Genomic DNA, 25,539 nt, shown 5'->3' with positions numbered 1-25,539 from the left:
CTACTCCTTAGACAAACGTCCGAGCAAAAAGCGCAGCTCATCGCGCCGCCCAACCGAGACAGAAAAGCGATGGAATCCGATGCGATGAAGCTCGACGAGAAGCTCCGATGGAACCGCGCTGCCTTCGATTCCTATTGGGACGCCCTTCTCTGCGGCAGCGGCTGCTCCCGCGAGCAGCGTGGTCGCGTATGGTGGGAGTCGCCGGAATGGATTCGCGAAGATGAGTTCTTCGCCGACGTATTGATCCAAGACGTCGAGTGATTGTTGTACTTCGATCGGAAAACCGTACGCCGTACGAACGATCTCACCGACATCGACCCAAAGCGGTGCACTCGCCGTGGGCCCCTGGAGGAGCTCGTCGAACGCCATCACGTTCTGGATCATTGCTCCGGCGGTCAAACCGATCTGCTCGGATTCTCGCTGAAATGCAGAAAATTCCGAGGAACTCGATATGCCTCCGATGAGAGCAGCAACTCTCCGATGCCGCGCTGTCTCTGCTGCCGTCGATATTCCCAGTAATATAGCCCGCAAGTAAGCCATGGACCCGAGCGGCAAGAAGAAACCTGGCGGCAACTCCTGCCAATTCTCTATCAGTCGTCGAGCCCGATCCGAGCTCACCCGGGGCAACCGAAACTGGACCGCGGCACCCTCTGGAACTCCCGAAAGCCCGGCCGCGCACGCCTCGGATACGATGGAGCGAATCTCGTCCGTGACGCCCCGCTGCGGATTCGGCAGTCCAGCGGCGGCGGTCAGTTCGACGAACCTGCTGACGCTTCCGTTCGCGATGATGAGATCCGTAATGCTGACGACGCTGCCGCACGAGCCATCCGATCCGGCTGCTTCGACGAGTTCCTCACCGGACCTGGGCGATATCCAGACGGATGCTTGCGACCTTTCATCTGCCCAATCGAGAATACGTTTCAGCGATGGCAGGCCAACGCCCGCCGCTCTGAGCTTGATCACGCCCGCGAACACCTTTCCACTGGCGCCGTCCATCGATACCAGATCGCCCTCACGATAGATCTTGCCGTCGATTGTGAAGGTTCGGCGGTTCAGATCGATGTCGATCGCCTCGCAGCCTACGATGCAGGGCCTATCGAGGGCCCGGGAAACGACGGCGGCATGACTGAGCGCTCCTCCCCGCGCGGTGATGACCCCGTTGGCGGAGAGCATCCCCCTGATATCTTGTGGGCTGGTCGTCGGACGAATGAGAATAACGGCCTCCCCGCCCAACGACCGATCGGCCGCTCGATCTGCATCAAGAACCGCAGCTCCGCAAGCGTGACCTGGTGATGATCCAAGCCCCTGCGCCAGTACGACGGCCCGCGCAAGTTCCGCGTCGTCGAAGGATGGTCGAGACACCTTTCTGACTTGTTCAGACGTAATCCGGCCCAGCGCGGTCGGCTTGTCCACGACCCCTTCCGCAACCAAATCCTCGGCAATCTTGATCGCGGCGGCGGCTGTCCGCTTGGCGGCCCTCACCTGCAGGAAGTACAGCTTTCCGGACTCGACGGTGAATTCGATATCTACGGCGTCCGAGTACAACCGCTCGAGCATCTGGCTGTGTGTTTCGAATGCTTGCCGTAGCTCAGGGTCCAGCGCTTCTGCATCGGACAAATCCAGGGGCGTATGAGTTCCGGAAACGAGATCCTCTCCCTGTCGGCCGATCAAATATTCACCGTAGAGCGCCTTACTTCCGTCATTCGGATTCCGAGTGAACGCCACCCCCGATCCGGACCTGTCATCTGCATTGCCGAACACCATCGCCTGGATTGTGACGGCCGTTCCGAGATCGTCGGAGATCCCGTGATGCTTCCTGTACGCCTTTGCGCGCGCGCTATCCCAAGACCGGAAGACGGCCTCCACGGCTCGTTCAAGCTGCCAGAGCGGATCAGCGCTCGCAGCGTCGCCGGCCGCTTCGACGTGATCGAGGATCGCTCGCTCCAGATTTTCGAAAGCTGAAGCTGTGAGATTTGAGCGCGCGGCGGCTTTCGCTTTCTGCACCGACTGCATCAGTTCGGATGGATCGATTCCAAGCACGATGTCACCGAACATGCGCCAGAAGCGCAACCAGGTATCGAGCGCGAAATCGCCTCCCCCTGGACCGCGTGCGAGCGACAGCGCCGATGCCGAGGTCAATCCGAGATTGAGAACCGTGTCCATCATTCCCGGCATGCTGACGGGCGCGCCGGAGCGCACCGAAACGAGCAAAGGACGGTCCTTGTCGGCGAACGATTTCTCAGACCTTCCTTCCAGACCGCGGATCGCGTCATTGATCTGCGAAAGAAGGCGCTCTCCAATCCTTCCACGATTGGCTCGAAATTGACGAAATCCTTCAACTCCGATGACGAACGCGGGCGGAATAGGTATGCCGGCGCGCGCCATCTTCGCGAGCCCACTCGCCTTACTGCCGAACCGCAAAGCGTCCTCGACATCGCTATCCGTCACGTTCCGCACGAAGCTCTCGTCCATCACGTCAACCGTCGCCCCCACCTGCATTTACGTATCCCGCGGCCGACCGATGACCGAGAGAATGTCCTCATGGAATTCGAACCAGATATTGTGCACGGAATCGATCGTCGGCTTGCACACGAAATCCTTGTCCCCCTGGTCGACCCGCGTCACGCTGGCGTTAAACCGGGCGACGTAGATCTCGTAGCGAGGAAGCAGCGGCGTTAACTCCTGCAGGTTCTTGGTCAGGCGCTCGACTGTCTTGATCATGCGCGACTGCACTCGCTCGTCGCCGTCGGTCGATTGCCACTCACTGACCTGCTTGATAAATTGCTCGTTGATGGTCTCGAAGCGATCGTACCATTCAAGGACGCGATCGTTGGAACGCATTGGGCCATACACGGTCCGATAGTATTCCTGAACCGCGTTAGTTCCATCTTGCAAGAGTAGGTGTTTTCCTTCGGCGACCATCAAGAGGTCATTGCCAGCCGCGGCATTCAGCACTGCTTCGACCACGGGGACTTCGAGGCCCACAGCACTCGCCAGCTCCTTGGCTGTCGCCATCTTCTTCAGATGGACGCCGTTAAGCACGAGAAATTCCTGTTCGCTCAAACCCGTCATCGTCCATCCAATCGACGCCAAAGCCGAGCGCGGCGCCGCGCTCGGCAATGCATTTGAGCGCTATTTCCAGTAGTATTTCGACCTGGTGAGGCTCACATTGTCCGGGAAAGGAAGGTATCCCTCGCCCGAGAAGATCTTTTGCGGCACCGTCGCCTGCGCGAAACCACGCTTGACGATGTCGTAGTAGTAGTTCGACACGCGCTGATCGATCTCCCAGAACTCATAGTCCTTGCAGGCCTTTTCGTAGGTGCCGGCCAGCCGAAGATGCGGCAGGATCATGTCGATATAGTACACGTACATGCCATTGGTGATAAGCGTGCGCCGCGACATGCGCGAGAACTTCGTATACAGCTTGAAGGTCGCCTGCTGGATCCCTTCAAGACGCTTGTCCAGCTCCGAAATCTTGACCGGATAGACCTCACCCATCGGGGTGTCCCACTTCTCGCGCACGAAGACCGCGCCTCCGACGATATGCTCGATGTAGTTCTTCGGACGCGTAAACGTCGTCGAGATGTCGTTCACGCGGATCTCCGAAAGTCCCATCTTGTCGGGATCGATGACGAGACAGATCGTATAGCAGTGCGGCACGTTTTCGTGATCGCAGACGTCGCTCCAGTCGTAGACCTCCTCGTTGGTGAAGAGATCGCGGATGATCAGGATCTTGCCGTCCGGAAGTTCATACGGACCCGTATCGCCCAAACCCAGCCGGCAGTCGTAGTGATCGAGGAAGGAGAGCAATTCCGCCGCCGCGTTGAAGCGGACCAGCGAATCGTGCTTCTCGCTGCCGGGCTCGAAGTACTCGATTTGGCCGAGCAGCTTGTCGAGGATATCCTTCTCGTGGATCCTGCAGCGATAGCGGTCCTGGGAATTCAGGATGTAGCCGTCCTGTCGCTTGCCCCAGAGAATGCGCTGCATGAACTTCAGGATGATATTGCTCTCTCGCACGTAGTCTTGCGGCTGTATTGCCTCGAGTGCGAGCAGGCCGCAACGCCCCATCCCGAAGCCGACGGCTCCGATGCACCAATCGTGAACGCAGTTTACCTTCGTGCCGATCTCGCGTCTGGCCGACGCGCCGATGTCGATGATGCGCTGTGCACCGACCTCGTTGGTCGTCATTTCCAGGATTTCCGGCCAACGGTAGAATTCGTGCATGAAGGCGAGAATTTCGTATTCCTGGCGAGGTATCATGCCCGACACGCCTTCGGTGGCGCGCATCACGAGCACGTCCCAGATGTTCCAGGCGAGGTAGTTGTTGAGATCGTTCAGCTCGTCGACCGTGAACTGATCCCTGAGCACGTCTTCCTTGCTCACCTTTTCCAGCACCTTGCTCTTGGCGCGCTGGCGCAAAACCTTGTCGCCCAGGATGCCGTCAGGCACCGGATCCATGCCCTTGAAGTTGCCCTGATAAACCAAATCCTGAAACCGCAGTCCGTCGTCGGCAGACTTGTAGCGGTCCTTATAAGTAGACATCTGTTTCCTCCTCGATTTCGATTTTGCTTGATTAGGTCAGCCCAGCAGAGAAACTCGGCCCGTCTCCCTGTCTTCGCAGTGCAACTTCACCTTCTTGCCATCGAGGGCCTTGATGATCGCCGCGAAATGAGCGTCGTTATTCCCACCCGTGACGTATCTGGCTTCGCTGCCGGTGAGGTAGGCGGTCATGACACAAGGCATCTGGAATTCGCGGGAAAGGATTCCGAGATGGGATTCCGGCGCGCCGGACATGGTGATCACGCCGATGGAGCCCATGCTCAGGGCCGGCGCAAGGAAGGTCGTCGTTCCGCCCTGGACGAGGAGGATATGTTCCTTCAGCTTACCGCTCTGGATCAAGGAGATCACAGACTTCGGATCTGGAAGATACCTGACGATTCCGGATGGACTCTTCTTGGTTTCGAAGCTGTTGTATCCTTCCGCGACATAACTCATCTAAACTCCTCCCTGTGTGTTTGCTGTGGTTGGAAGATTGGTCAACGTAATGATGGCCGATCGCTACTCCTCAGACGACGAAGGCTGGCCAAAAGAATCTGGTCGGCGCTGGCTACCTTCCCTGCGCTGGGCGCGGTCGCTCCTTGTTCGAATGATGCGGTTGCAGCCATTCGTCGGCGCCGGCGCACGCAAGCGGCCTCGGCCAGATCGCCATCCTGGCAACCACAAGCACAGTGTGAGAGGCGACCGGCCGTCCCCAAAGGACTGATTGAGCAACTCGGGGCAAACCCGTCCGGTAGCAGGCGCGCCACGAGCTCTTGAGGCCAAACGGCCACGAATTCGGCGCCGGCTGCGAGCAATTGTTGCTCGGTATGCATTCCCCAAGCGACACCAACCGCCCGGACGCCGCACTCCACCGAGTGTTTGACGTCTCCCACCGTGTCGGTAATCAGCGCAATCTGGTCCGCGCGCGGAGCCTCCGGCTCATGACCTTCGCGATAGGCTGGCGAGCAGTTTCTGCTGACAAGATATGATTTGTCCGCGAGAAAGCGCTGTACGCACGCACGCTTGTCCTTTTCGACGTCGCCGCCAAAGACATGAGAGAAACAATGCGTGAGACCTTCGCGATCGAGTATACGTCTGATCGTCGCTACCGAATTTGAGGAGATGACCGCCAGCGAGCAGCTTCCGGCGAAAGCTCGTACAACGTCGGCCATACCCGGCACAAACTCTGGATTGTATTCGCGCTGCAGCAGATCAAGAAAATGCTTGGCGGCTTCGTCGGCTTTGCGGGTGTCGCCGCAATGCTTCTGAAGTCCGTGGAACATGTTATCTTCGAGCAGACGAAAAAACTCCGCCTGGCTATTGATGCCAAGCCCCAAGGCCGCGTTGGTCTTCGCAAAGACGCGCCATGAGGCATCTCTGGTTTGCACCAGTGTTCCATCAAGATCAAAGAGGATGGCCCGCACAGTCTTCATCGCGATCCTGCCGTTCCGGCGAGGACCCGGGTTGTCTGGTTCGCGTTCAACGCCGTGAGCTGTGGCATCTCGAAGAAATCCTGGATCTCTCCATAGCCAGTGAGGTGCTCGCAAGTCCAACGTGCGAGCGCATTGAACGACACCATGTTCGGCCAGCACTGCCAGGGAAAACTTGTTAGTCCCTTGCCTTGAAGCTTCCACTCCCGATCGCTGCTGTCGGTGAGGACGAGATCGACCTCGTCGGCGTATCGATCACGCGACCTCTTCGTCGTACCGTGGGCTGCCTTCAATCCGAAGATCTTACCCTTCTCGACCACGTAGCCGTGGGCGAGCGACAATTCCCGGCCGTTGGCCTTGGGGTCAAAGCTGAAGATGGTGTGAAAGGCGAGGTCCTTGGAGAAGTGCGCGTGCAGCCAGCTCATATTGGGCGCACCGCGTTCGGGACGCGGCCCCCAACTGTGGTCCATTGTCGAGATACAGTCGATTGGAAACGCCTTGCCGCGGATCGCGACCTTCCCCTTGAAATGGCCCGTCTGGTCAAAGTGGCCGTTGTAGGCTGTACCCCAGGCGAACTTGCCGCCCTGTTCGGCTTCCTTGAGGGCTTTCGCCTTCATGGGATCCATGGCAGGATCATGGATGTCAAAGGGCAGCATGATCGAGCGATACTCGATGTCGATCAGCGTCCCCTCGCCGTCGTCGTATCCAATGTCCCAGTCCATGTTCGGACGGAGACACTTGATGCTCAGGGTATTCTCGAGGGTGAATGCGCTCAGATCGCGCGGCTCAGGGATCGGCATCGAGGCCCGAAGATCGCAGAAGTCCGCCTCCCAAGGGGTGTTGGCGAACTTGGAATTCATACAGATTGTGGAGCTGACGATGCCCAGGTTGGGACGAAACAGGGCATAGACGCCCACATTCAGCTTGGCTTCGGCATTGAAGAACCCGAAAAAGTTCGTCTCCGCCCAGTTCGGGACCCCCGCGTCCGCCTTATGAAAATGGACGTCTTCGTCTTGGATCATTCTGTTTCTCCCTAGCTGGCGCTCTTGGCGGCGCCCTCTGCGAGCACTGCCATCATCCGCATTTAGGATGGCCTCGCTATGGATGCGCAAGATAAATCGCCTCATGGTTTTTTATCTCCTCGAGAGAATGACGCCGCGTCCTGCACGCTCCTAGAGTTCGGAAAACGGCGCCGATCGAGTGCCGCCAATCGTTGTCTAGGGAGTTCACCATGGAGATCGGGCGTGTGGTCGGGACCGTGGTTTCGACGATCAAGTCGCCCGGCCTGAACTCTTTCAAACTGCTTGTCGTAACGCCCATCGCAGTCACCCAGGAGATGACCAGCCCTGACGACACCGCAACCTATGTCGCGGTCGATCTCGTGGGCGCCGGCGAAGGCGAGATCGTTCTCGTGACCAGAGGAAGCGCGGCCCGGATTCCAGACGCTGCCGATGTGCCAACCGACGCCGCCATCATTGCCGTGGTCGATAACGTTCAGATCGGTAGCGAAAATGCCTACTCGAAAGCCTGACCGGCAACGGCGCCTGTCAAAAGATCAATCTCAACCCAAGCAAGGAGCAATACAAATGAACAACACGCCGACGACGGGCCAGCCGAGAGGCGCACTCGGCCTGATTGAGACGAAGGGACTTGTTGGAGCCATCGAAGCTGCCGACGCCATGGTGAAGGCCGCAAACGTGCGGCTGATCGGACGCGAGCAGATCGGCGGCGGCCTCGTAACGGTCATGGTGCGAGGCGACGTCGGCGCCGTAAAAGCCGCCACGGATGCGGGCGCTGCGGCGGCCGGAAAAGTCGGCGAAGTCGTCTCTGTGCACGTCATTCCGCGGCCACACGAGGACGTCGAGGGAATCCTCGGGAAAGGTTGATCGCATTCCTCCCATCTGATCCCAAAAATTGGAAGGAATGAGTGAGGTTATGGGCGTTGCATTGGATCTTGATTCCGACCTGGCGGGTTTGGCGGAAGCGCGCAATCAAGCGCGTCTTGCGCGAACGGCCTTCCAGGCGTTCGCTGGCGCGGACCAGGAAAAGGTCGACAGCATCGTTCGGGCGATGGCGGATGCGGGCACCGCAGCTGCCAAGGAGCTTGCCCGAATGGCGGTCGATGAAACTGGCTTCGGCGTGTACGAGGACAAGATCCTCAAGAATCTCTACAATACGAAGTTCGTGGCCGCGTCCGTGCTCCCGATGCGGACCGTCGGGGTGTTGTGGGTAGACGAAGTCAACCGCATGACCGCCGTCGGCTCTCCGATGGGAGTGATCGCCGCGATCATCCCCGTTACCAACCCGACCTCGACCGTACTGTTCAAATGCCTGGCCGCCGTGAAGTCAGGCAATGCGATCGTATGCGCCCCTCACCCTCGAGCGGTGCGTTGTTGCGTTCGCGCGGCGGAAATCATGGCGGAGGCCGCGGTCAAAGCCGGAGCGCCGAAGGGCCTTATTTCCTGCCTGGAGCTGCCGACGATCCAGTCGACCGGCGAGCTCATGCGTCACCCCGACGTTTCGGTGGTTTTGGCGACGGGCGGACCCGGCATGGTTCGCGCCGCCTATTCCAGCGGAAAACCGACGCTCGCCGTCGGCGCCGGCAACGTGCCCGTCTACATCCATCGATCGGTCAAGGACGTGAAAGAAGCCGCATTGATGGCGATCACGTCGAAATCTTTCGACAACGGCACGGCATGCGTCGCCGAGCAATCGATCGTGCTCGACGAGCCGATCGCCGAGGCCGGAATCGCCGCATTCGCTTCCCAAGGGACGCTCTTCCTGAGTGACCCGGACCAGAAGCGGCTTTCAGATATCATCTTCAACGAGAAGGGCGAGCTCCGACCAGAGGCGGTAGGGCTTTCCGCGCGAGAACTGGCCCGACGGATCGGCGTCAGCGCCCCCAGCGACTGCAAGGTACTGGGCGCCCATTTGACCGAAGTGGGGCCGCAAGCACCCCTCTCCCGCGAAATTCTCGGCCCCGTTCTGTCGTTCTACCGGACCGCGGACCTGCCCGCAGGCTTCGAGCGATGCCGTCAAATATTGGCATTCGGCGGAGAAGGTCACACGCTTGGTCTTCATTGCGAGGATGACGAAGTCATCGCCACAATGTCCGCGCTTCGTGCCGGCCGCATCGTCATCAATACGCCGACGCTGTTCGGGGGGATGGGCTATAGTTGTGCGACCGACCCCTCCTTCATGCTCGGCACAGGGACCTGGAGTGGCTCGATCGTCTCGGACAACGTCACCCCGCTTCACCTCATCAACATCAAGCGTATCGCGCACGAAGTGCGCCCGTGGCGCTCGCTGTATCAGGCGAACATGGGACTCTAAGCATGCTGGCACGCACGAAGCTTCCTCAGCCCGCTGTCAGCCCGAAGGCGACCGAGTTCCTCGAAGTGGCCGCAGCGACCTTTCGCAACCCGGCTTGCTCGTCGGACTCGTCGATATCATTCGGTGTGGATCTCGGGACAGCAACGATCGTTCTGACGGCCGTCGATGGCCAAGGACATCCCGTCTATTGGGATAGCCTTCCCTGCCAAGCCGTCCGCGACGGCGTCGTCGTCAATTTCGGAGATGCGGTTGCCGCCGTCGAACGGCTCAAGAACACGGCAACCTCAGCGTTGGGAAGCGAGATTTCATCGGCTGCGACGGCATTTCCTCCAGGCGTCCCCGAAGCCGAGGCGAGAGCTTGTCGCTATGTCCTGGAAAACGCCGGCATTACTTGTCGCCATCTGGGGGACGAGGTGTCCGCAGCGCAGGCCCTGCTTCGACTCAAGGACGGCGCCATCGTCGACGTCGGCGGCGGCTCGACGGGCGTCGGCATCGTTGTCAACGGCATCATCGTGGCTATCGACGATCAGCCGGGCGGCGGGCACCATTTGGACCTGATCCTCGCCGGCGCGCTTGGGATTTCCGTCGAGGAAGCCGAGGAGCGGAAGCGTCGAGGCGACCAGGATTACTCCCATATCCTTCGTCCGGGAATCGAGCGGATCGCGAGCTCCATTCTTCGCCAGATCGGAGACTATGCCGTTCAATCCATCCATCTCGTTGGTGGCGCTGTCCGAGTTCCTCATGCGGCATTGATCGTTGCCGGCTTTGGCGGAATTCGGACCTGCGCCTACCCGCACTCGGAACTCGTAACTCCCTTCGGAATCGCAATGAGCTGATCCCCCATGGATTTTCAACTGCGCACATACGCCTTCATCGACAGCATGCAGCCTCAGGCCGCTGCGCATGTCGCCTCCACCTGTCAAGGCGACGTGCCGGTCGCCGGTATGTCGGAGCTTTTCATCGAAGTCGCGCCCGGAAACGAGATCTTCCGATGCGCAGACATCGCATTGAAGGCGGCCGACGTCCGCCCCGCCCTGCAGATCATCGAACGGGAATTCGGCCTTCTCGAAATTCACTCCCGAACGCAATCGGAGGTGTTGGCGGCCGGCGAGGCCGTACTCGACTATCTCGGGCTCAAGGAGGAAGACCGTGTCCGACCGACGATCGCGTCTTCGCAATTCGTCACCAACGTAAACCCCTATCAGGCGCAGCTCATCAACAAATGGCGAAAGGGCAATCTCCTCCTGCCGAAATCCAGCCTCTTCGTACTCGAAGCAACGCCCGCCGCCTACGTGACGCTTGCTGGCAACGAGGCGGAAAAGGCAGCTAACATCAGCCTGATCGAGGTGCGTGCCGTCGGCCGGTTTGGTCGCCTGTTCATTTCCGGCACCGAAAGCGAGGTCGAATCCGCCGCCAAGGCCGCCGTCGCCTCGCTCGAGGAGTTGGGAGGCAAGACATGAGCGTGATCTCCGTTGCGGACGTAGAAGGCGCGAACGGTTTCCTGGTCATTGCCGCGAGAGACATCCTCACACCATTGGCAGCGGATCGCGCCAAGGAGTTGAACATCCGGATCGAGCGGACCGGCCCCACGAAAGAGGCGGCAGCGGCCCCTCCCGTGCGGCCAGGTGCTCAACCACCGGCCAAACCTGCACCCATGGCCAAATCGTCGACGAGTATCGGCTGGGTTCAGCCGGGAGCGTTGTCCGGAGCCCTTTATCGGCGAGGGGCGCCGGTCCCCACGCAGATGCGGGTTCGGGGAGAACTGGACGCTGCAACTCGCGAAGATCGAACTCGGGTCGCGGTGATCGGGGCCGGCCACGTCGGTGCCATGACGGCTCTCCGCCTGGCGGAAACCTCCCTTTTCTCGCGAGTCGCGCTCATCGACATTATTCCGGGACTTGCGGCCGGGCTTGCGCTCGACATGTGGCATAGCGCCCCGCTACGCGGATTTATGACCAGGATCGAAGGGAGCGCCGATCTCTCGGCGCTCGATGGAGCGAGCTACGTCGTCATGACGGCCGGACGCCCGCGTCAACCCGGCATGAGCCGGACTGACCTGACCGGCGTAAACGCGGAGATCGTGGGAGGCGTTGCCGACGGGATCCGTCGCTACGCCCCCAAATCGGTGGTGGTCGTGGTGACCAACCCGCTCGAGGAAATGACCCACCTGATGGCTAGGCGGACGGGATTTGCGTCCAACAGGGTCATCGGGATGGCGGGAGTACTCGATAGTGCGCGGTTCTGCTCGCTGATAGCGCTCGAGGGGGTCGCACGACCGCAGGATGTCGATGCGATCGCGCTCGGCAGTCACGGTGCCGAAATGGTCATCCCGCTGAGCCTCGCCAAGGCGAACGGGCGTCCGATCGAGGAGTTGATCCCAAGGGATCGTCTTGCCACCATCGTCGAACGCGCACGAGATTCCGGCGCGGAAGTCGTCAAGCTCCTCCAGAAGGGAAGCGCCTATTTCTCGCCGGCCGAGTCGGCGGCCTCCATGGTTGCGGCCATGGTGAGGGGCGGCAGCGACCTGATCGCCGCTTGCGTACAATCGGGCGGCGCTTACAGCGTCGAAGACACGCGCATTGGTCTCCCGGTCCGGCTGGACGCTGACGGTGTCAAGGAAATCGTCAAGCTGCCGCTGCGGCCCGAGGAACAGGCAGCGCTCGCGGAAGCTGCCCGAAGCATTGCCAAACGCATTTCCGAATTGGGATGATATGCGCGCAATCGTCTACCAAGGACCGGGAACCGTCGCAGTCGCGGATGTCCCCCCTCCCCAGCTCGAGGGGCCGCGAGACGCCTTGGTCCGTGTCGCACTGGCTGGCATTTGCGGAACGGATCTGCACGTTATTACGGGGGAATTTCCAGGCATCCAGCCGGGCGCGATCATCGGCCACGAGTTCGCAGGCGAGGTCATGGCCGTTGGCAGCGCGGTTGTCCGGTTCAAGGTCGGCGACAAGGTCATGGCATCCGACTTCACCGCTTGCGGCCATTGCCGCTGTTGCGGCCGAGGCGACCATTGGGAGTGCGCGGAGAGAGCCTTTTTTGGTACGGGCACGTCCTTCGGACCGCCCCTACCCGGCGCGCAGGCAGAAATCGTGCGGGTCCCCCACGCCGATACGACGCTTGGACCGATACCCGCGGGCTGCACCGATGAAGCCGCGATCCTGCTTGGGGACAATCTGGCGACGGGCTGGGCCGCCGTGGAGCGTAGCGCCCTCCTGCCAGGAGAAATCGTCGCAGTCATTGGCGGCGGAACGGTCGGTCAGCTTGCGAGCCTGTCGGCGCAAGCCGCAGGCGCCGGTGCCATCATCGTCGTCGAGCCGAGCGAAGCCCGCCGCGCTTTCGCCCGCGCCAACGGCGGCCTCTCCGCTTCGCCGGAGGAGGCCCGCGCCCTGGTGAACCGTCTGACTGACGGCGAAGGTGTCGATGTCGTCATCGAAGCTGTTGGTGGCGCAACCGCTCTGACGGCCGCGTTCGATCTCGTGCGAAGGCGGGGCCGCATCATTTCCGTAGGAGCTCACGCAGCGGAGAGTTGGCCTTTCCCTCTGGCGAAGAGCTTTGCCAACGAATTGACACTGGGCTTCGCCATTGGGGATTCGATCCGTCTCCGTCCGCGGCTCCTCTCCCTCATCATGACGGGCGCTCTCGATCCGACGGTGGTGGTCGACTGCAGGATCGGGTTCGCCGCCGCCCCGCGAGCCTACGCAGATCTCAGGGCTCAGAGAGTCATGAAGGCGGTCATCGACCCTCGGATGTAATCGATGGTCTCTCGTCAGAGGTTGCCAATTTAAACTAGGCAGAGCAAGCTCTTAGCCGAGCGACGGCTTTATCGCACCGCACAAGAACGTTCGCGCTAACGACGAACGAAGCAGTGTCAGAACTTCGGCCGCGCAGGAGGAAGCTCGATGAGTGGGACCGCGCTACTGGCGCCGCGAGAGACGCCAAATGATCATCCCCACCTCGCCACCGAGGTGCTGAGGAACGCAATCGCCTCACTGGCCAACGCTGCCGACCGAGGGCCACAGGCTCTTTTCGCGGAGGCTCGCATCCTGTTCCGGAATTTGCTTGCAGCCCGCGATGTCCGGCTTCTCGTCCGTTCGGCCGGCGGATGGCGGGAATGGGAAAAGCTTAACGATGGTGCCGACGAGGCGCTGATAGAACGCCTTCCCGATGTCTTCTCCGAGACTATGCAGTTCGAGGACACCATCTTCGTACCGGTTCGGGACGGCAGTGTCGCTCTCCTCGTCGAGGGGATGAACGATTCCGGCGCGCTATGCGACCGAGCTGCGACCCTATCCAACGTCTTCAGACTTGCGATCGCATCGAGCGAGAGCCAAAGCGGCAATCCTGACAAGCTCGATGCAATCCGCGTGTTCCAGCGCGTGGCGAATAAAATCCTCAAGAGCCGCAATCTGCAGGAGATATTCCTCCAGATCACTCACGAGGCGAAGGCGCGTCTGTCAGCCGACATCTGCGGCATCATGCTGCTGGAGGACGACGCCCTGGTGATGAAGCGTTGTACCGGCAATCTGGCGGCCGAGACTGCTTCCCTTCGCATGAAAGCTGGACAGGGCGTCGGCGGACGCGTTCTCGAAACGCGTCAACCCTGTTCGATCGAAGACTACATTCAAAGCGAGATCATCAGCCGAGACTTCATGAACCTTGCGCGAGCCGAGCGTGTTCGTTCCGCTCTCGCGGTGCCGCTCATGTCCCAGGACCAGGTGATTGGCGTTCTCGAGGTTTGGCGGCGCAAGCCATCCACGTTCACGCCGCAGCATAGCGCCGAGTTCGCCACCCTCGCCGATCTCGCCTCCATTGCCATCGAAAACGCGGCTCTTCTTGAGGCGCGAGAACTGGCCGCCGAGAAACTAAAGGAGACGCACGAGGAGCTGCAGCGACGATACGACGTTATCCGCAAATCGGCAGACCTGCAGGAGAGCCTGATATCAACGTTGCTCAACGGCGGCACTCTTTCGGAGATCGCCCGGCAGGCACATGAGCATATGCGGTCTCCGGTTCTTATCTTAGACAAGCATCTGGATGTGAAGGCATGCCACCCCGAAATTCCGGATGCCGACAGCATCCTCCATGCGATCCGTGTTGGCATCTCGCAAAGCACGGGGCCCGAAACCCGGTATAGGACGCTCTCGAAAGGTCCGCTCCATTTCGCCTTCCAAAGCATAACTGCGGGATCCGAGCAGTTGGGTTGGGCCGTCTTAATCAATCCAGAAATCGAAAACGAGAGCGCCCAACTCGCCATCACCGAGCTATGCGTAACCGCTGCACTCCACCAGACGAAGGAGCGAGCAGCCGCCCGCGCTCTCAGCGATAAGCTCGCAATGCTTACCTGGGACCTGCTGGAGGGTCCAGACCACCTGCGCCAGCTTGCGCTCCAGCGGGCACAGGAGCTGAATGCAGAAATTCCGGGTGAATATTGTGTCGTGGTTTGTCACGTCGACGGAATCGACAAACCTGGCAAATCAGGCTTGCTTACCGGCGGAGAAATCGAAGGGCGTCGTCGATCTGTCGCCGAGGCCCCGGATTGTTTGCCGGCACGACGCATCGTGAGACTATCGGGACTTCGCGGAAATGAACTTGCTCTCGTGGTCTCCACTCGCGACGTCCGGGTGCGTGATTTTGCAGAGAGCCTCATGGCCGAAATCACGCGGCGGGTCCCCGGCTTGGTTGCATATGTCGGACTAAGTCGCTCCTGCTCCGATCCTATGCTCATGCCAGGAGCATGGAAGGATGCTCACATTGCGCTGGACGTCGCTCGCCAAAGTCGGAAGGCTACAGTTGTCGATTTCGACGATGTAGGAATCGCTGGGCTTCTAATGGGTATTCGTGATGGCGCCGACTTTCACGAGTTTGTAAATGAGACCTTGGGAAAGTTACTGGAGGAGAAAAGTCCACAACGCGAAGTTCTCTTGCAAACGTTACGGACATTTTTCTCGTGCAACTGTTCGCAGCAGGCAGCGGCAAAGGAATTGCGCGCCCACCAGAAAACTATCGCCTATCGTCTCGATAAAATCGAACGATTAACGGGCCTTCGGCTTGCCGCGCACGAACAGCGCGTACTTCTCTACCTGGCGCTGCGGATGAACGATCTGATTACCTAGAGCGCTCGCGCGAAATTAGCGAAGAACTCGTTTGCCAATTTCCTGGCCGTCTCGTTGCCAAGTCGCTGTCCCAACTGCGCCAACTTACTCCCGATCTGAGCATCGAAGTAGCGGGGGAGCGCTACCAACCCACACTCCAAGACCTATTCGTTCTCAACTGGACCAGCGGAGCCGCGCGAATGCGCGGCGAAGGAGTGACACTTTCCGTCTCCGAGACTGAGGTTGCTGATCAGCACTCTCCTCACCCTCGAAATTTTGGTCGTCACATGCCTCAGCCGAATGCGGACCGCCCCAGCTCAGAACGCCGGCTTAAACTAGCTGTGATGAGATTTTTCTTGATCTCCCGGTGCACACGTCGTGCACACCCCGCCTTCTAACCAACTGAAAATATTGAACTCTCTCTCCAATCCATCATGGGCCAATTTGAGCTAGTTTGGAGCAACTAGGAGCAACTCCATTCTGAATCTCCCCCGTTATATGTACGGGAACGGGCCCGAACGGGACAAAGACAGAAAGTCGGCCATCCGCTCATTTCGAAGTCTTTGTTTACCGCCACTGCTTCTCTTCTGCTGTCCATGCCCAACCTGGCAGCCGACCTTCGCTGGCGAAGGCGGACACGATGTTGTCGAGCAGCTTGGATACGTTGTTGTCGAAATTATTGTACGGCAGCGACTGGCTGAAGGCGATCGAACCGGTTGAGAACACGGCGCCGTTGTTAGGTGCAGTGAAGTAGACCATGTCGGCGCGCACGCGGTAGTCATGCGAGCCCGACAATCCGGGATAGGGATACAGGATCTCCTCGACCACAGTCTGGTAGTTGTCGCTGTGCCCGCCCGACGAGGCCACGATAAGCGAATGCGGCGGGGTGCCAAGCGCGAGGTCGTAGCGGTCGATCTCCAGCCCGCCCGCCGCACCATGAGCGAGACCGAAATCGCCGATGATCTCGCCCTCGATCCCCTTGAACATCCAGTCGGCGCGGCGATGCCAGCCGTCGGGCATGCGGCGGAACGGGCGCGAGGAGTCGAAGCCTTCCGAGATAAAACCGACGCCGAGCACCTTTTGCGGCGGACGCCCAAGATCCTTCCACAGCCCGCTCTTCTGCCCGGTGGTGGCGAGATAATATTCTCCCGGGCGCGCCTGCCAAGCCCGCATGCCGGAATTGAGCTTGCGCACCTCCATGCACCAGGGATCGTCGCGATGATAGCCGACGTTCCAGTAATAGCCGTTGCCGCCGAGATAGATGAAGCGGCCTCCGCCGGCGATGTAGTCCTCGGTCGCATTGAGGATCGCCTCGGAAATGTATTCCGGATGGGTACCGCTGAGGACGACCCGGTAAGGCTTGAGCAGCGCCTCGCCTTCGCGGTGAAGATCCTCCTCGGTGACGACGTCGTAGGCATGCCCCATATGCTCGAGCCAGGCGATGATCGAGAGATCGGCCGGAAACTGCCAGGTCACGCCCATGGAGGACATGCGCGCCTTCGGCCGCATGTTCAGGATCGGACGCCGGTAGGTGCTATAGCAGACCCCTGCTCCGTCGCCGTGGTGGTCGTAGAGCGAGAGCCCGAACTCGGCGGTCTCATACAGCTCGATATCATGTTGCGAGACGATCGGCGACTGCCCGGCCAAGGGCTGCATGATCTCGGCATCGAAGCTCAGATGCTCGTTGGCATAGGCGAGATAGCTGCCGGTCGGCACCAGAAACAGGATCGGCGCCGTCGGCCGATGCGGGCGGACGAAGAACACGATGTATTCTTCGCGCAGACCCTTGCCGTCGCCGACCCACAAGCGATAGGCGTACGCGCCGCTGAGCAAGGGCGGCACTTTCAAGCGCTTGGTCAGCTCCCATTTGCAATCGATTATCGCATCGTCGTGAAATTCGATTCCGCCATATTGCTGAGGCGCGAGGCGATAGCAGTCGTCCCAACCATTCCAGTTAAAACCGGTCTGGCCGCGCACAGGGCGGTTATAGCCCTCAGCGTGGAGATCGTAGGGGCCGGTGTCAACGACGCGGTCACCGATACCCTTGTCGGTGTAACCGAGCGAGGTGTCCCAGAACGCCACCTGCCCGCTCGCCGGCGCAGCTCCTGTCTGCCTGAACTGGTCGAGCTCTTCGCGCGTCATGGCCCGGTCGAACACGGCGGGACGATCGAGCTTGCCGTTCAGGCATTGCGTGACGAAGCGGCCGCGCAGCGAATGAAAATCCTGCGCGCCGGCGAGGATGAACGGCACGTCGGGCGGATTGACCGGGCGGAAGCGCAGCGTCTCGCGCACATGGGAGCGGAAGTCGACATTGGCGACCTTGCTGAGCAGACTGTTGTAGCGGTTGGCGACGCCCTCCTGATAGAGCGTGGCCACACCCGTCGTTGCGTCGAAGGTCGCGGCGACGAAATACCAGTTGCTCTTCAACAGCGGCACCTCGCCGTCGAGATAGTCGACCTCCTGGCCGTCGCCGTAACCGAATTCGAGCAGCCCGTCCGGATTGAGCCACAGTCCATAGCCGCGATTGCCGAAGGCATCCCAGCGCCCCATCAGGCACTGCCGTTTGCCGTGGCCCGGACTGTTCGGATAGACGAAGGTCGCGAGCGTGAAGCTGCCGTCGAGCGCCAGGCGCCCATCGGGATCGGCTACCGTCAGAAATGCGCCGACCTGGGTGTACTGCTTGCGAACGGTCCAGTTGCCGTTCAGATCGCATTCGACCTCCTGCTCGCGATAACCGGGCCCGGCGGGATGCGCGTCGCCATGGATCAGGCGCACCAATTGCGCCTCGACGGTTGTGGTGCCGTCGGCATGGACATAGAATCCGATATCGTCGCCGGGCTTGACCGAGATCTTGTCGGCATACCCAAAGATTTTTTGCTCGGCCATGGTCGGTTACAGGTCTTTCGCAAATGACGTTGGTGATTCAGCTTTCGAGGAGATCCTGGACGCGGCGCAGGAACAGCGCGTGGTAGGCCTCATCGGGCGAGGCGTAGTTCCTGTCCTCGACCACGCGCGGCGCGGTGCCGCGATGGCCGGAGAGCGCGACGATGCGGTAAGCACGAAACTCCTCCAGCACCATGATCGCGTATTTGTCGACCTGGCCCTGCCGGCGGAAATAGATCAGCAGCCGCTCCAGCGCCTCGCTGTGCTGGCCGAGCGGCCGCGTGCGATGCTCCTCGATCACGGCATCGGTGATCAGCCGCTTCAGGAAGTCCCGCTGCATCTTGTCGAAGCGGCGGAAATAGATCTGGTCCTTGTCTTCGGTCTCGGTGGCTTCTTCCGGTAGCATCTCTCCGCCTTTCTCCGCACGCGTCGCCCGCCGCTCGCTCTTCTTCTTGTCGCGCCAGGTGCGGAACTGGCGCTTGATGCCGAACAGGCCCTCGCGCAGGAACAGCACGACACCGAGCATGATCGCGCCGATCAGTATGTAGCGAAGCGGGCCGAGATCGATCAGGACGCGGTCGATGAACACCACGATAGCGGTGCCGGCCACCGCGCCCTCGGAGCGCCCGATGCCGCCGATCACGAGCATCGCGAGCGACAGCAGCACGGTGTCGAAGGAGAACAGATTGGGCGAGGCGCCGCCGAAATGACAGGCATAGAAGCCGCCGATGGAGCCGAGCGCGGTCGAGGAGATCAGGAACACCATGATGCGGGCGCGGACGAAGTCGACGCCGCAGGCTTGCGCAAACGCCTCGCGCTTCTCCGGCGCCATCCGCAGCACCCGGCCGAGCCGCTTGCCGTCGATGAAGCGATAGACGACCAGCGCGAAGACCATCAGCGCCAGCGCCGCGTAATAGCTGAACAAGAGCCGCGGCATCTGGCCAAGGCTCGCCGGCAGATAGCTCGGCGCGCCGTAGATACCACCGGTCGCCGAGCCGAACTCGCGCGACTGCACGACATAGACGCGGCACAGTTCAACGACGCCGAGCGTCAGCAGCGCGTAGTAGAAGCCGTCGAGCCGCATCGCCGGCAGGCCGATGATCAGGCCGAAGGCAAGCCCGATCAATGCGCCGATCAATGGCAGCAGCCACCAGGGCAGGCCCAGTTGGATCGCCAGATAGGTGGTGCCGTAGGCGGCGGCACCGACCACGGCGTAGCTCGCCAGCGAGAAGATGCCGGCCGTGCCGATGATCAGCATCCAGCACAGATTGATCGCGGCGTAGATGCCGAACACGGCGGCCGCGCTCATCACCGTATTCCAGCCGGCGGCGGGAACGACGGCCGGCGCCAGGATCATGGCGAGGAAAGCGAGCGCCCACCAGATCGGCCGCTTGTCGACGATGGTCTTCTCGCGGCGCTTGGTCTTCGGATTGTACTCGCCGCGGATCTGCAGCACGCGCCGCCGCGTCGGCCAGTAGCGCGTGCGCCACCACAGCGCGCCGCCATGGCCGGGCCATTTGTAGTAGTAGCGCAGGCGGCCGACGGGACACATGCGCGGCTTGAAGGCGCGCGTCTCGTTCCAGGTGACCTGGTGCGAGAGATAGGGATTGGTCGCAGCCTCGCGCGCTGGGGCTTCCGGATAATGGCAGTCGGTCGGGTCGATCCAGACCGGTTGGGCGGCATCGGTCATCGCTTCACGCCTCCCGCGCCTTGTCGAGGAGACCGGCGATGCCGCGCGGGCGGACCAGCAGAACCAGGATGATCAGCAGGAACTGGGTGATCAGCACATACTGGCCGCCCAGCAAGGTCGAGGTCAGCGCTTCGTTGAGGCCGATGATCACTGCACCGATGACGGCGCCGGGCACGCTGCCCAACCCGCCGACCAGCGCGATGCTCAACCCCTTCACCAACGGCGTGATGCCGCTGAAGGGCGCGACGTAATAGGTCTGGGCGAGCAGCACCGAGGCGAGGCCCGCGAGCGAGCCCGTCAACGCCATCACATAGAAGCCGGTGCGGCGCACGCCGATGCCGACGATGGAGGCGGCATGCGGGTTCATCATCATGGCGCGGATTTCCAATCCGCGGCGGCTCGAGCGCATCCAGAGCAGGATCAGGGTCAGCAGCACAACCGCCGACAACGAGGCGCCGAGCTTGTCGGAGGTGACGATCACGCCGAAGATGTCGGCATTCCAGTTGCCGAACAGGCGCGGCAGCGATTTCGCGCGCGGACCGAAATACCAGAGCAGCGCCTGGTTGCCGACCAGGCTGATGGCGAGCGTCGCGATCAGCGCGCGCAGCGGAAAGTTCGGCTTGTCGTGGATCGGGATGAATGCGAGCAGGCAAACGATCAGCCCGCCCAGTGCGCCGGTGAGGATGCCGGCCGCCATCACCACCGCGGGCTGCGCGCTGATGTTGAGGCTGGCAAGCCAGGCGCCGTAGCCGGAAAGCGCGAAGATGAAGCCGAAGGCCATGTTGACGAGGCCTAGGCTGGACCATGTGAGCGAGATGCCGATCGCGAGCGTGCCGTAAATGCAGGCGAGCGTGATCGCGTTGGAAAGGACAAAACTCCAATTCAACGGTGGCCCCCTATCAGGTTTTTCGAGGCCGAGGCTTCGCCCTTCAATTTGCCGGCATGCATCCCAATGATGCGGTCCACCCTCCCCTCGAGCAGCGCGAGGTTCTGTTCGGCGATCACCATGGCCGAGCTGCCGAGCTCGACCGCCATCAGCGCATCGACGACGGACTTGCCGATCTTCGGTGCAAGGCCCAGCGACGGCTCATCGACGAGGAAGAGATCGGCATCCGCCATCAGGCCGCGCCCGATCGCAACCATACGCCGCTCACCGCCAGACAGGCGGCCGACCGGCGTTGCCATCAGCTTCTCGAGCGGCGGAAAGATCTGAAGAATTCTCTGCTTCCGCGCAGCGCGCTCCTTCCAGGCGCGTTTGGTGTAGGCGCCGCTATCCAGATGCTCCTCCACGGTCAGGCCGTGAAAGATCTCGTCGCCCTGCGGGATCAAAGCGAGCCCTCTGCGGACGATCTGGTGGGTGTAGCGCCCCGGTCCCTGGCTGCGGGTACGGCCGACCTCGAAACCGTTGAGCAGGATCGAGCCGCGCTGCCAGCCGGTAAGCCCGGCGATCGCCTGGAACAACGTCGACTTGCCGTGGCCGTTGAGCCCGACGAGCCCGATCCGCTCACCCGCGAACACAGTGAGGTCGAGGTCGTGGATCACCCGCAACGGTCCCCAGCCGGCGGACAGCCCATGGACGTCGAGCACGGCATTCTTCGCGGTATCGTTCATCAGTGGACGCCCTCGGCGCCTTCGAACTCGAAATAGGCGGCCTTGACGCGCGGATCGACCAGGATCTGGTCGAGGCGACCTTCGGCGATCATCTCGCCGGCATCGAGCACCATCACGCGGTCGGCAATGGTGTCGAGCAGCTCCATGCGATGCTCGATCAGGACGATCGCGATGTTCAGTTCCTTGGCAAGCACGCGCATGATCTCGTCGAATTCGTCGATCTCCGAATTGATCAGGCCGGCGGCCGGCTCATCCATCAGCAGGATCTTCGGACGGCGCATCAAGAGACAGGTCATCAGCAATTTGCGCCGGTTGAGCGTTTCGAGCTGGTCCGCCATGGTCAGAGCGGGGACGTGGAAGGCGACGAGGCCCGCGCCCCATTCGGAATCGTCGGGCGTCAGATACGGCCGATACGCTTGCCGCGCGGCTTTCAAGACCTGGCCGACCGTCATGCCCTCGGGCACCACGGGCGTCTGGTAGGTGCGCCCGACGCCCAGCCGTGCGCGCTGGTGCAGCGGCAGTGCGGTGATGTCTCTGCCCTCGTAATGCACCGAGCCGGATTTCGGCGGCATCCGCCCCGACAGCACTTCGAACAGACTGGTCTTGCCGGCGCCGTTCGGACCGATGATGCCGAGCACCTCGCCCGGCTCGACCGCGAGCGAGATGCCGTGCAGAATCGTACGGCCGCCGAGATCCAGCGTGATGTCGCTGCAGGAGAAAAGCGATGCGGGCGGCATGGTGTCGTGCTGCTCACCACCACGGCGCCTTGCGCAAGGCACTCTCTTTCAGCACGTCGGGATAGATGATCTTGTGCTCGGCGTTCTGGACCTGGAAGAACAGCTGGGCCATGCCCTGCTCCAGCTCCTTGGCGCCGATCGCGTCTCCCGTGTCGGGATAGTGCGCGCATTCCTGGAGGGCATTGTTCATGCTCATGTAGCCGCACACGCCGCGATAGGGCGTCTTGCGCACGAAGTCGCAGACCTCCTTGAACTTGTTGGGATCGCCGACTGCCTCCCACGCAGCCTTCAGATAGTAGGTCACGTCGTAGCCGTTGCCGGTGTAGCAAAGGCCCATGATGCCCGGGAAACGCTTCTTGTACTTGGCGCGGAATTCCTTGCCCTTGTCGTCGGCATAGACGCCGAGCACAGTGCTCCAGACGAAGCCTTCGGCGGCTGGTCCCGACAGCTCCAGGAATTCGGGCTGCGAGGGACCGTATTGCAGATAGACCAGCGTGCCCTTGAGCGGATCGGCGCTGTACTGCTTGACGAAGGCGGCGTATTCGGCGGCGACCCAGTGGTCGATCATCACGGCGCCGGCACCGACCTTCTTGATCTCCTGGATCACCGAGCCCCAGTCCTGCACCGGATACTGGATGTCGGTGATCCCTGCGAGCTTGAACTCGCTCTTCGGTAACGAGGCCTGAAGGGCCTTCGAGATGGTCTGGTTGTAGGCGATCTGCTCCTGCACGATATGGACGCCGCTGTTGATCGGCTTCCACACGCCCTGGTCGCGCATCGCCTTCAGGAAGACCGGAAACGTGTAGCCATAGTGCACTTCCGACGGATCGGTCTGGAAGATGTGGCCGTACTTCTCGGAATTCTTCGCAAGAATGTCGGTGAAGTTGCGCTGGGTCAGGCCCCAGAGGAACGGCGCCTTGTAGCGCGCGGACACGTCTGCGACCGGCACCGGCGTGAACACGAAAGCGCAGGACATTGCATGCACCTTGGCGTCGATCAGCTTGTTGATGGCGACCTGTCCGCTCTCCGGCGACAGCGGATCGATGTCGACCACGACCGCCTTGAGCGGCCTGCCGAGCACGCCGCCGGCGGCGTTGATCTCCTCGATGGCAAGCGTGGTGCCGTTGAGGTAGTCTTGATGGTCGGCGACGCCGGCCTGGGCGGTCTGTGCAGTGGGCACACCGATCAGGATTGGGTCGCCGGCGGCTCGCGCGGCGCCGGAGACGAACGGAGCCGGCAGCATTGCGGCGGCGGCCGCCGCAGGCACTGCTTTCAGGACTCGCCTGCGCGTGAATGTCGTGGTCATCTAAAGCCCCCTCTGCTGGCTGCCATGACGGTTGCGATGCAGGACGAGGCTAGGTCGGAGCGGCGCGCCCGTCTTTTCGGAAGGCGCACTGTGTTTTCTTCCAGAGTGCACCGAAGCCCCGACCGGCTTGGGCGGCGACGGTGAGGCTGGTACGCTTCTTGAATGGGAATGGGATCGCGTTTCCGCAAAACGAACCTTTGAGCCAAAGCGCCATGACGCAGAGCAACTCATATTCGACGGCCGGAATCGACGGACAGCGCAGCATCGAGGCCTGGCGGCAGGCCATGGCCGAGGTCTATTACCGGCTGGATATCCAGTCCACGCACAGCGACCGGCTGCGCGGCGAGTTGATCGACTGGCAATCCGACATCATGGGCGTCTCGAATTTCCGTGCCGACGCTCAGCGCGTGATCCGACGCAAGGAGGCCGCCAAGGCCGACAAGACCGAGGACTTCGTCTTCCTGTTTCCGACCCGCCACGCCATGCGCTTCCAGCAGCGCGGCCGCGAGGGCCTGGTGCTGCCGGGCAGTGTGTTCCTGGTCAATGCGGCCGAAGCCTATGTGATCGACGTGCCCGATGCGTCGGAGAACATCACGATCAAGATCGACCGCGAGCGCCTCGCCGGCCGCGTTGCCGGCATCGACGATCTCTGCGCCACCGCCGACTTCACCAATCCCCTGCTGGTGCCGGCGATCACCACGCTCGGCGAGCAGGTGTTGAAGATGCAGCCCTCCGAGCACAGCGCGCGGATCGAGGACTGCATCATCGACATGCTCTGCCTGATGATCGAGTGCCGCGACCAGCGCGACAACGGTGCGCTGATCCGCGAGACGCTCGGCACCTCGCTGTTCAACCGGATCAGCGCCAATATCCGCCGCAACCTCGCCGACCACGCGCTGACGCCGGAGCGCGCCGCTGCAGAACACCGCATTTCAGTGCGCTATTTGCATAAGATCTTTCAATATCACGGCACGACGTTCGGACAGGTTCTGCAGGAAGAGCGGCTGCAACAGGCCCACCTCATCATTCTCTCCAGTGGCCACAGGCGAACGATCAATCTCGGAGAAGTCGCCTACCGCTGCGGCTTTGCCAGCCAGTCGCATTTCTCCGTCAGTTACAAGAAACGCTTCGGTATCCCGCCGCGCATGACACGACCCGCTGGCGAATGAGCCCGGCTGACGCTTCGTTTGTTCCTCCCAATAGACGTTGCCGGATATTGGCCTTGAGCTAAGCCTTCCTTGGCGACGCCGAAGGCAGCGCGCGATGTGTCTCCCGATCGCGGAGATTGCAAACATCGTCGATGAGGAAACCCTAAGGCCTGCCGAAGCGGCTTCAACCGGCTTCCTCAGGGCCTTTCTTCTGCGGCGGAAGATCGGTGCAATGTCCCTCGAAGACCTCCGCGGTATGCCGATGGACGAACCGAGGGCGGGATCCGGATGAATGGTCTTGCCGATATCCGCCGGCTCGCAGCCCATCTCGATCGCAAGGCAGATCTCGTGTTGAGATCGCCCGCATGCGTGCCGACGATCCCGTCGCCAATGTTGCGATTGGTCGTGGCATCGAACCGCAACCTCGTGGTTCCCCCGTCGCGGCCGTTTGCGGTGGCACGGCTCGGAAGGAGCCCAGGGGAAGATCGCCTTGCCGAATTTGATGCCGTCGACCTTGCACTAAGAGGCTCAGGCGGCTTGCTCAGACCGCTTGTATCTAGATTTTCTTTGATCTCCCGGTGCACACGTCGTGCACACGCCACCTTCTAACCGATTGAAAGACTTGAACTCTCGGTCCAATCCATCATGGGAAAGTTTGGGCTAACTACAACTAGTACCCGGAATCAGAGCTGAGTGATACGGCGGCCTTTGAAGCGGCGTTGACGGACCTTTTTCTTGGTCCAGACGAAGGGCTCGGCTTTGTCGTT

Annotated in this window: 21 protein-coding genes and 2 pseudogenes; 9 read left to right on the top strand and 14 right to left on the bottom strand. The window is 61.3% G+C overall.

Annotation, left to right across the window (positions count from 1 at the left end; translation table 11 throughout):
* Genes QQL28_RS42140 through QQL28_RS42115 form a run of 6 tightly spaced genes read right to left on the bottom strand, consistent with a single transcriptional unit; the run spans window position 1 to window position 7,096 of the window.
* Window positions 1–2,499, bottom strand: coding sequence for a pyruvate, phosphate dikinase (locus QQL28_RS42140; protein WP_284275280.1), 2,499 nt, complete (start codon window positions 2,497–2,499; stop codon window positions 1–3).
* A complete protein-coding gene (locus QQL28_RS42135; RefSeq protein ID WP_284275278.1) occupies window positions 2,500–3,072 on the bottom strand; it encodes a hypothetical protein in 573 nt (190 codons plus the stop codon). It abuts the gene before it with no gap.
* 60 nt (window positions 3,073–3,132) lie between these two features.
* Window positions 3,133–4,542, bottom strand: coding sequence for a hypothetical protein (locus QQL28_RS42130; RefSeq protein ID WP_284275276.1), 1,410 nt, complete (start codon window positions 4,540–4,542; stop codon window positions 3,133–3,135).
* Window positions 4,543–4,578: 36 nt separating this feature from the next.
* Entirely contained in the window at window positions 4,579–4,995 is a 417-nt protein-coding gene (locus QQL28_RS42125; protein WP_284275275.1) for a PEP-utilizing enzyme, read from the bottom strand.
* A gap of 41 nt (window positions 4,996–5,036) precedes the next feature.
* Window positions 5,037–5,972, bottom strand: a complete 936-nt coding sequence (locus QQL28_RS42120; RefSeq protein ID WP_284275273.1) for an HAD family hydrolase — start codon at window positions 5,970–5,972, stop codon at window positions 5,037–5,039.
* Window positions 5,969–7,096, bottom strand: coding sequence for a DUF7064 domain-containing protein (locus tag QQL28_RS42115; RefSeq protein ID WP_284275271.1), 1,128 nt, complete (start codon window positions 7,094–7,096; stop codon window positions 5,969–5,971). Before QQL28_RS42115 ends, QQL28_RS42120 begins: the two co-directional genes overlap by 4 nt.
* Window positions 7,097–7,200: 104 nt before the next feature.
* Between QQL28_RS42115 and QQL28_RS42110 the strand changes: the two genes are divergently transcribed.
* The 8 genes from QQL28_RS42110 to QQL28_RS42075 all read left to right on the top strand — a co-directional run bounded on the left by QQL28_RS42110 (window position 7,201) and on the right by QQL28_RS42075 (window position 15,418).
* Window positions 7,201–7,500: a EutN/CcmL family microcompartment protein gene (locus tag QQL28_RS42110; RefSeq protein WP_284275269.1), complete on the top strand. Its 300-nt coding sequence runs from the start codon at window positions 7,201–7,203 to the stop codon at window positions 7,498–7,500.
* Window positions 7,501–7,555: 55 nt separating this feature from the next.
* Window positions 7,556–7,855 (top strand): BMC domain-containing protein, encoded by a 300-nt coding sequence (locus QQL28_RS42105; protein WP_130577583.1) that lies wholly within the window; start codon window positions 7,556–7,558, stop codon window positions 7,853–7,855.
* Between the two features lie 49 nt (window positions 7,856–7,904).
* Window positions 7,905–9,302 carry an aldehyde dehydrogenase family protein gene (locus tag QQL28_RS42100; protein WP_284275263.1) on the top strand — a complete coding sequence of 466 codons (1,398 nt, stop codon included), beginning with the start codon at window positions 7,905–7,907 and terminating at the stop codon, window positions 9,300–9,302.
* A 2-nt stretch (window positions 9,303–9,304) separates the two neighbouring features.
* Entirely contained in the window at window positions 9,305–10,138 is an 834-nt protein-coding gene (gene eutJ, locus QQL28_RS42095; protein WP_284275261.1) for an ethanolamine utilization protein EutJ, read from the top strand.
* A 6-nt stretch (window positions 10,139–10,144) separates the two neighbouring features.
* Window positions 10,145–10,762: a BMC domain-containing protein gene (locus tag QQL28_RS42090; RefSeq protein ID WP_284275259.1), complete on the top strand. Its 618-nt coding sequence runs from the start codon at window positions 10,145–10,147 to the stop codon at window positions 10,760–10,762.
* Window positions 10,759–12,012, top strand: coding sequence for a malate dehydrogenase (locus QQL28_RS42085; RefSeq protein WP_284275257.1), 1,254 nt, complete (start codon window positions 10,759–10,761; stop codon window positions 12,010–12,012). The genes QQL28_RS42090 and QQL28_RS42085 overlap by 4 nt, the downstream gene beginning before the upstream one ends.
* A gap of 1 nt (window position 12,013) precedes the next feature.
* Window positions 12,014–13,057: an alcohol dehydrogenase catalytic domain-containing protein gene (locus QQL28_RS42080; RefSeq protein WP_431309725.1), complete on the top strand. Its 1,044-nt coding sequence runs from the start codon at window positions 12,014–12,016 to the stop codon at window positions 13,055–13,057.
* A 147-nt stretch (window positions 13,058–13,204) separates the two neighbouring features.
* Window positions 13,205–15,418 carry a helix-turn-helix domain-containing protein gene (locus tag QQL28_RS42075; RefSeq protein ID WP_284275254.1) on the top strand — a complete coding sequence of 738 codons (2,214 nt, stop codon included), beginning with the start codon at window positions 13,205–13,207 and terminating at the stop codon, window positions 15,416–15,418.
* Here the strand turns inward: QQL28_RS42075 and QQL28_RS42070 are convergent.
* From QQL28_RS42070 to QQL28_RS42040, 7 genes and pseudogenes are all read right to left on the bottom strand, one after another.
* Window positions 15,415–15,522, bottom strand: a pseudogene (locus QQL28_RS42070) (carbon monoxide dehydrogenase); the annotation flags it as partial. The gene QQL28_RS42075 and the pseudogene QQL28_RS42070 overlap by 4 nt on opposite strands.
* 442 nt (window positions 15,523–15,964) lie before the next feature.
* Complete coding sequence (locus tag QQL28_RS42065) at window positions 15,965–18,283, bottom strand: LamG domain-containing protein (protein ID WP_284275253.1); 2,319 nt, start codon at window positions 18,281–18,283, stop codon at window positions 15,965–15,967.
* Window positions 18,284–18,320: 37 nt separating this feature from the next.
* Window positions 18,321–19,970: a branched-chain amino acid ABC transporter permease gene (locus tag QQL28_RS42060; RefSeq protein WP_284275252.1), complete on the bottom strand. Its 1,650-nt coding sequence runs from the start codon at window positions 19,968–19,970 to the stop codon at window positions 18,321–18,323.
* Between the two features lie 4 nt (window positions 19,971–19,974).
* On the bottom strand, window positions 19,975–20,856 hold the full coding sequence (locus QQL28_RS42055) for a branched-chain amino acid ABC transporter permease (protein ID WP_284275251.1): 882 nt from the start codon (window positions 20,854–20,856) through the stop codon (window positions 19,975–19,977).
* Window positions 20,853–21,581, bottom strand: coding sequence for an ABC transporter ATP-binding protein (locus tag QQL28_RS42050; protein WP_284275248.1), 729 nt, complete (start codon window positions 21,579–21,581; stop codon window positions 20,853–20,855). Before QQL28_RS42050 ends, QQL28_RS42055 begins: the two co-directional genes overlap by 4 nt.
* On the bottom strand, window positions 21,581–22,318 hold the full coding sequence (locus QQL28_RS42045; protein WP_284275246.1) for an ABC transporter ATP-binding protein: 738 nt from the start codon (window positions 22,316–22,318) through the stop codon (window positions 21,581–21,583). The genes QQL28_RS42050 and QQL28_RS42045 overlap by 1 nt, the downstream gene beginning before the upstream one ends.
* Before the next feature lie 13 nt (window positions 22,319–22,331).
* Window positions 22,332–23,624, bottom strand: a complete 1,293-nt coding sequence (locus QQL28_RS42040) for an ABC transporter substrate-binding protein (RefSeq protein WP_284275244.1) — start codon at window positions 23,622–23,624, stop codon at window positions 22,332–22,334.
* Window positions 23,625–23,836: 212 nt separating this feature from the next.
* Between QQL28_RS42040 and QQL28_RS42035 the strand changes: the two genes are divergently transcribed.
* Window positions 23,837–24,793, top strand: coding sequence for a helix-turn-helix domain-containing protein (locus tag QQL28_RS42035; protein ID WP_284275242.1), 957 nt, complete (start codon window positions 23,837–23,839; stop codon window positions 24,791–24,793).
* Window positions 24,794–24,956: 163 nt separating this feature from the next.
* On the opposite strand, the pseudogene QQL28_RS42030 reads toward QQL28_RS42035, so the two are convergent.
* Window positions 24,957–25,291: pseudogene (locus tag QQL28_RS42030) on the bottom strand (dihydrolipoyl dehydrogenase); the annotation flags it as partial.
* Window positions 25,292–25,539 lie beyond the last annotated feature (248 nt).

The organism is Bradyrhizobium iriomotense (assembly GCF_030160715.1).
Taxonomy (GTDB): Bacteria; Pseudomonadota; Alphaproteobacteria; order Rhizobiales; family Xanthobacteraceae; genus Bradyrhizobium; species Bradyrhizobium iriomotense.
Note: the sequence above shows the minus strand (reverse complement) of the source record. Positions and strands in the feature narration are given on the sequence as shown.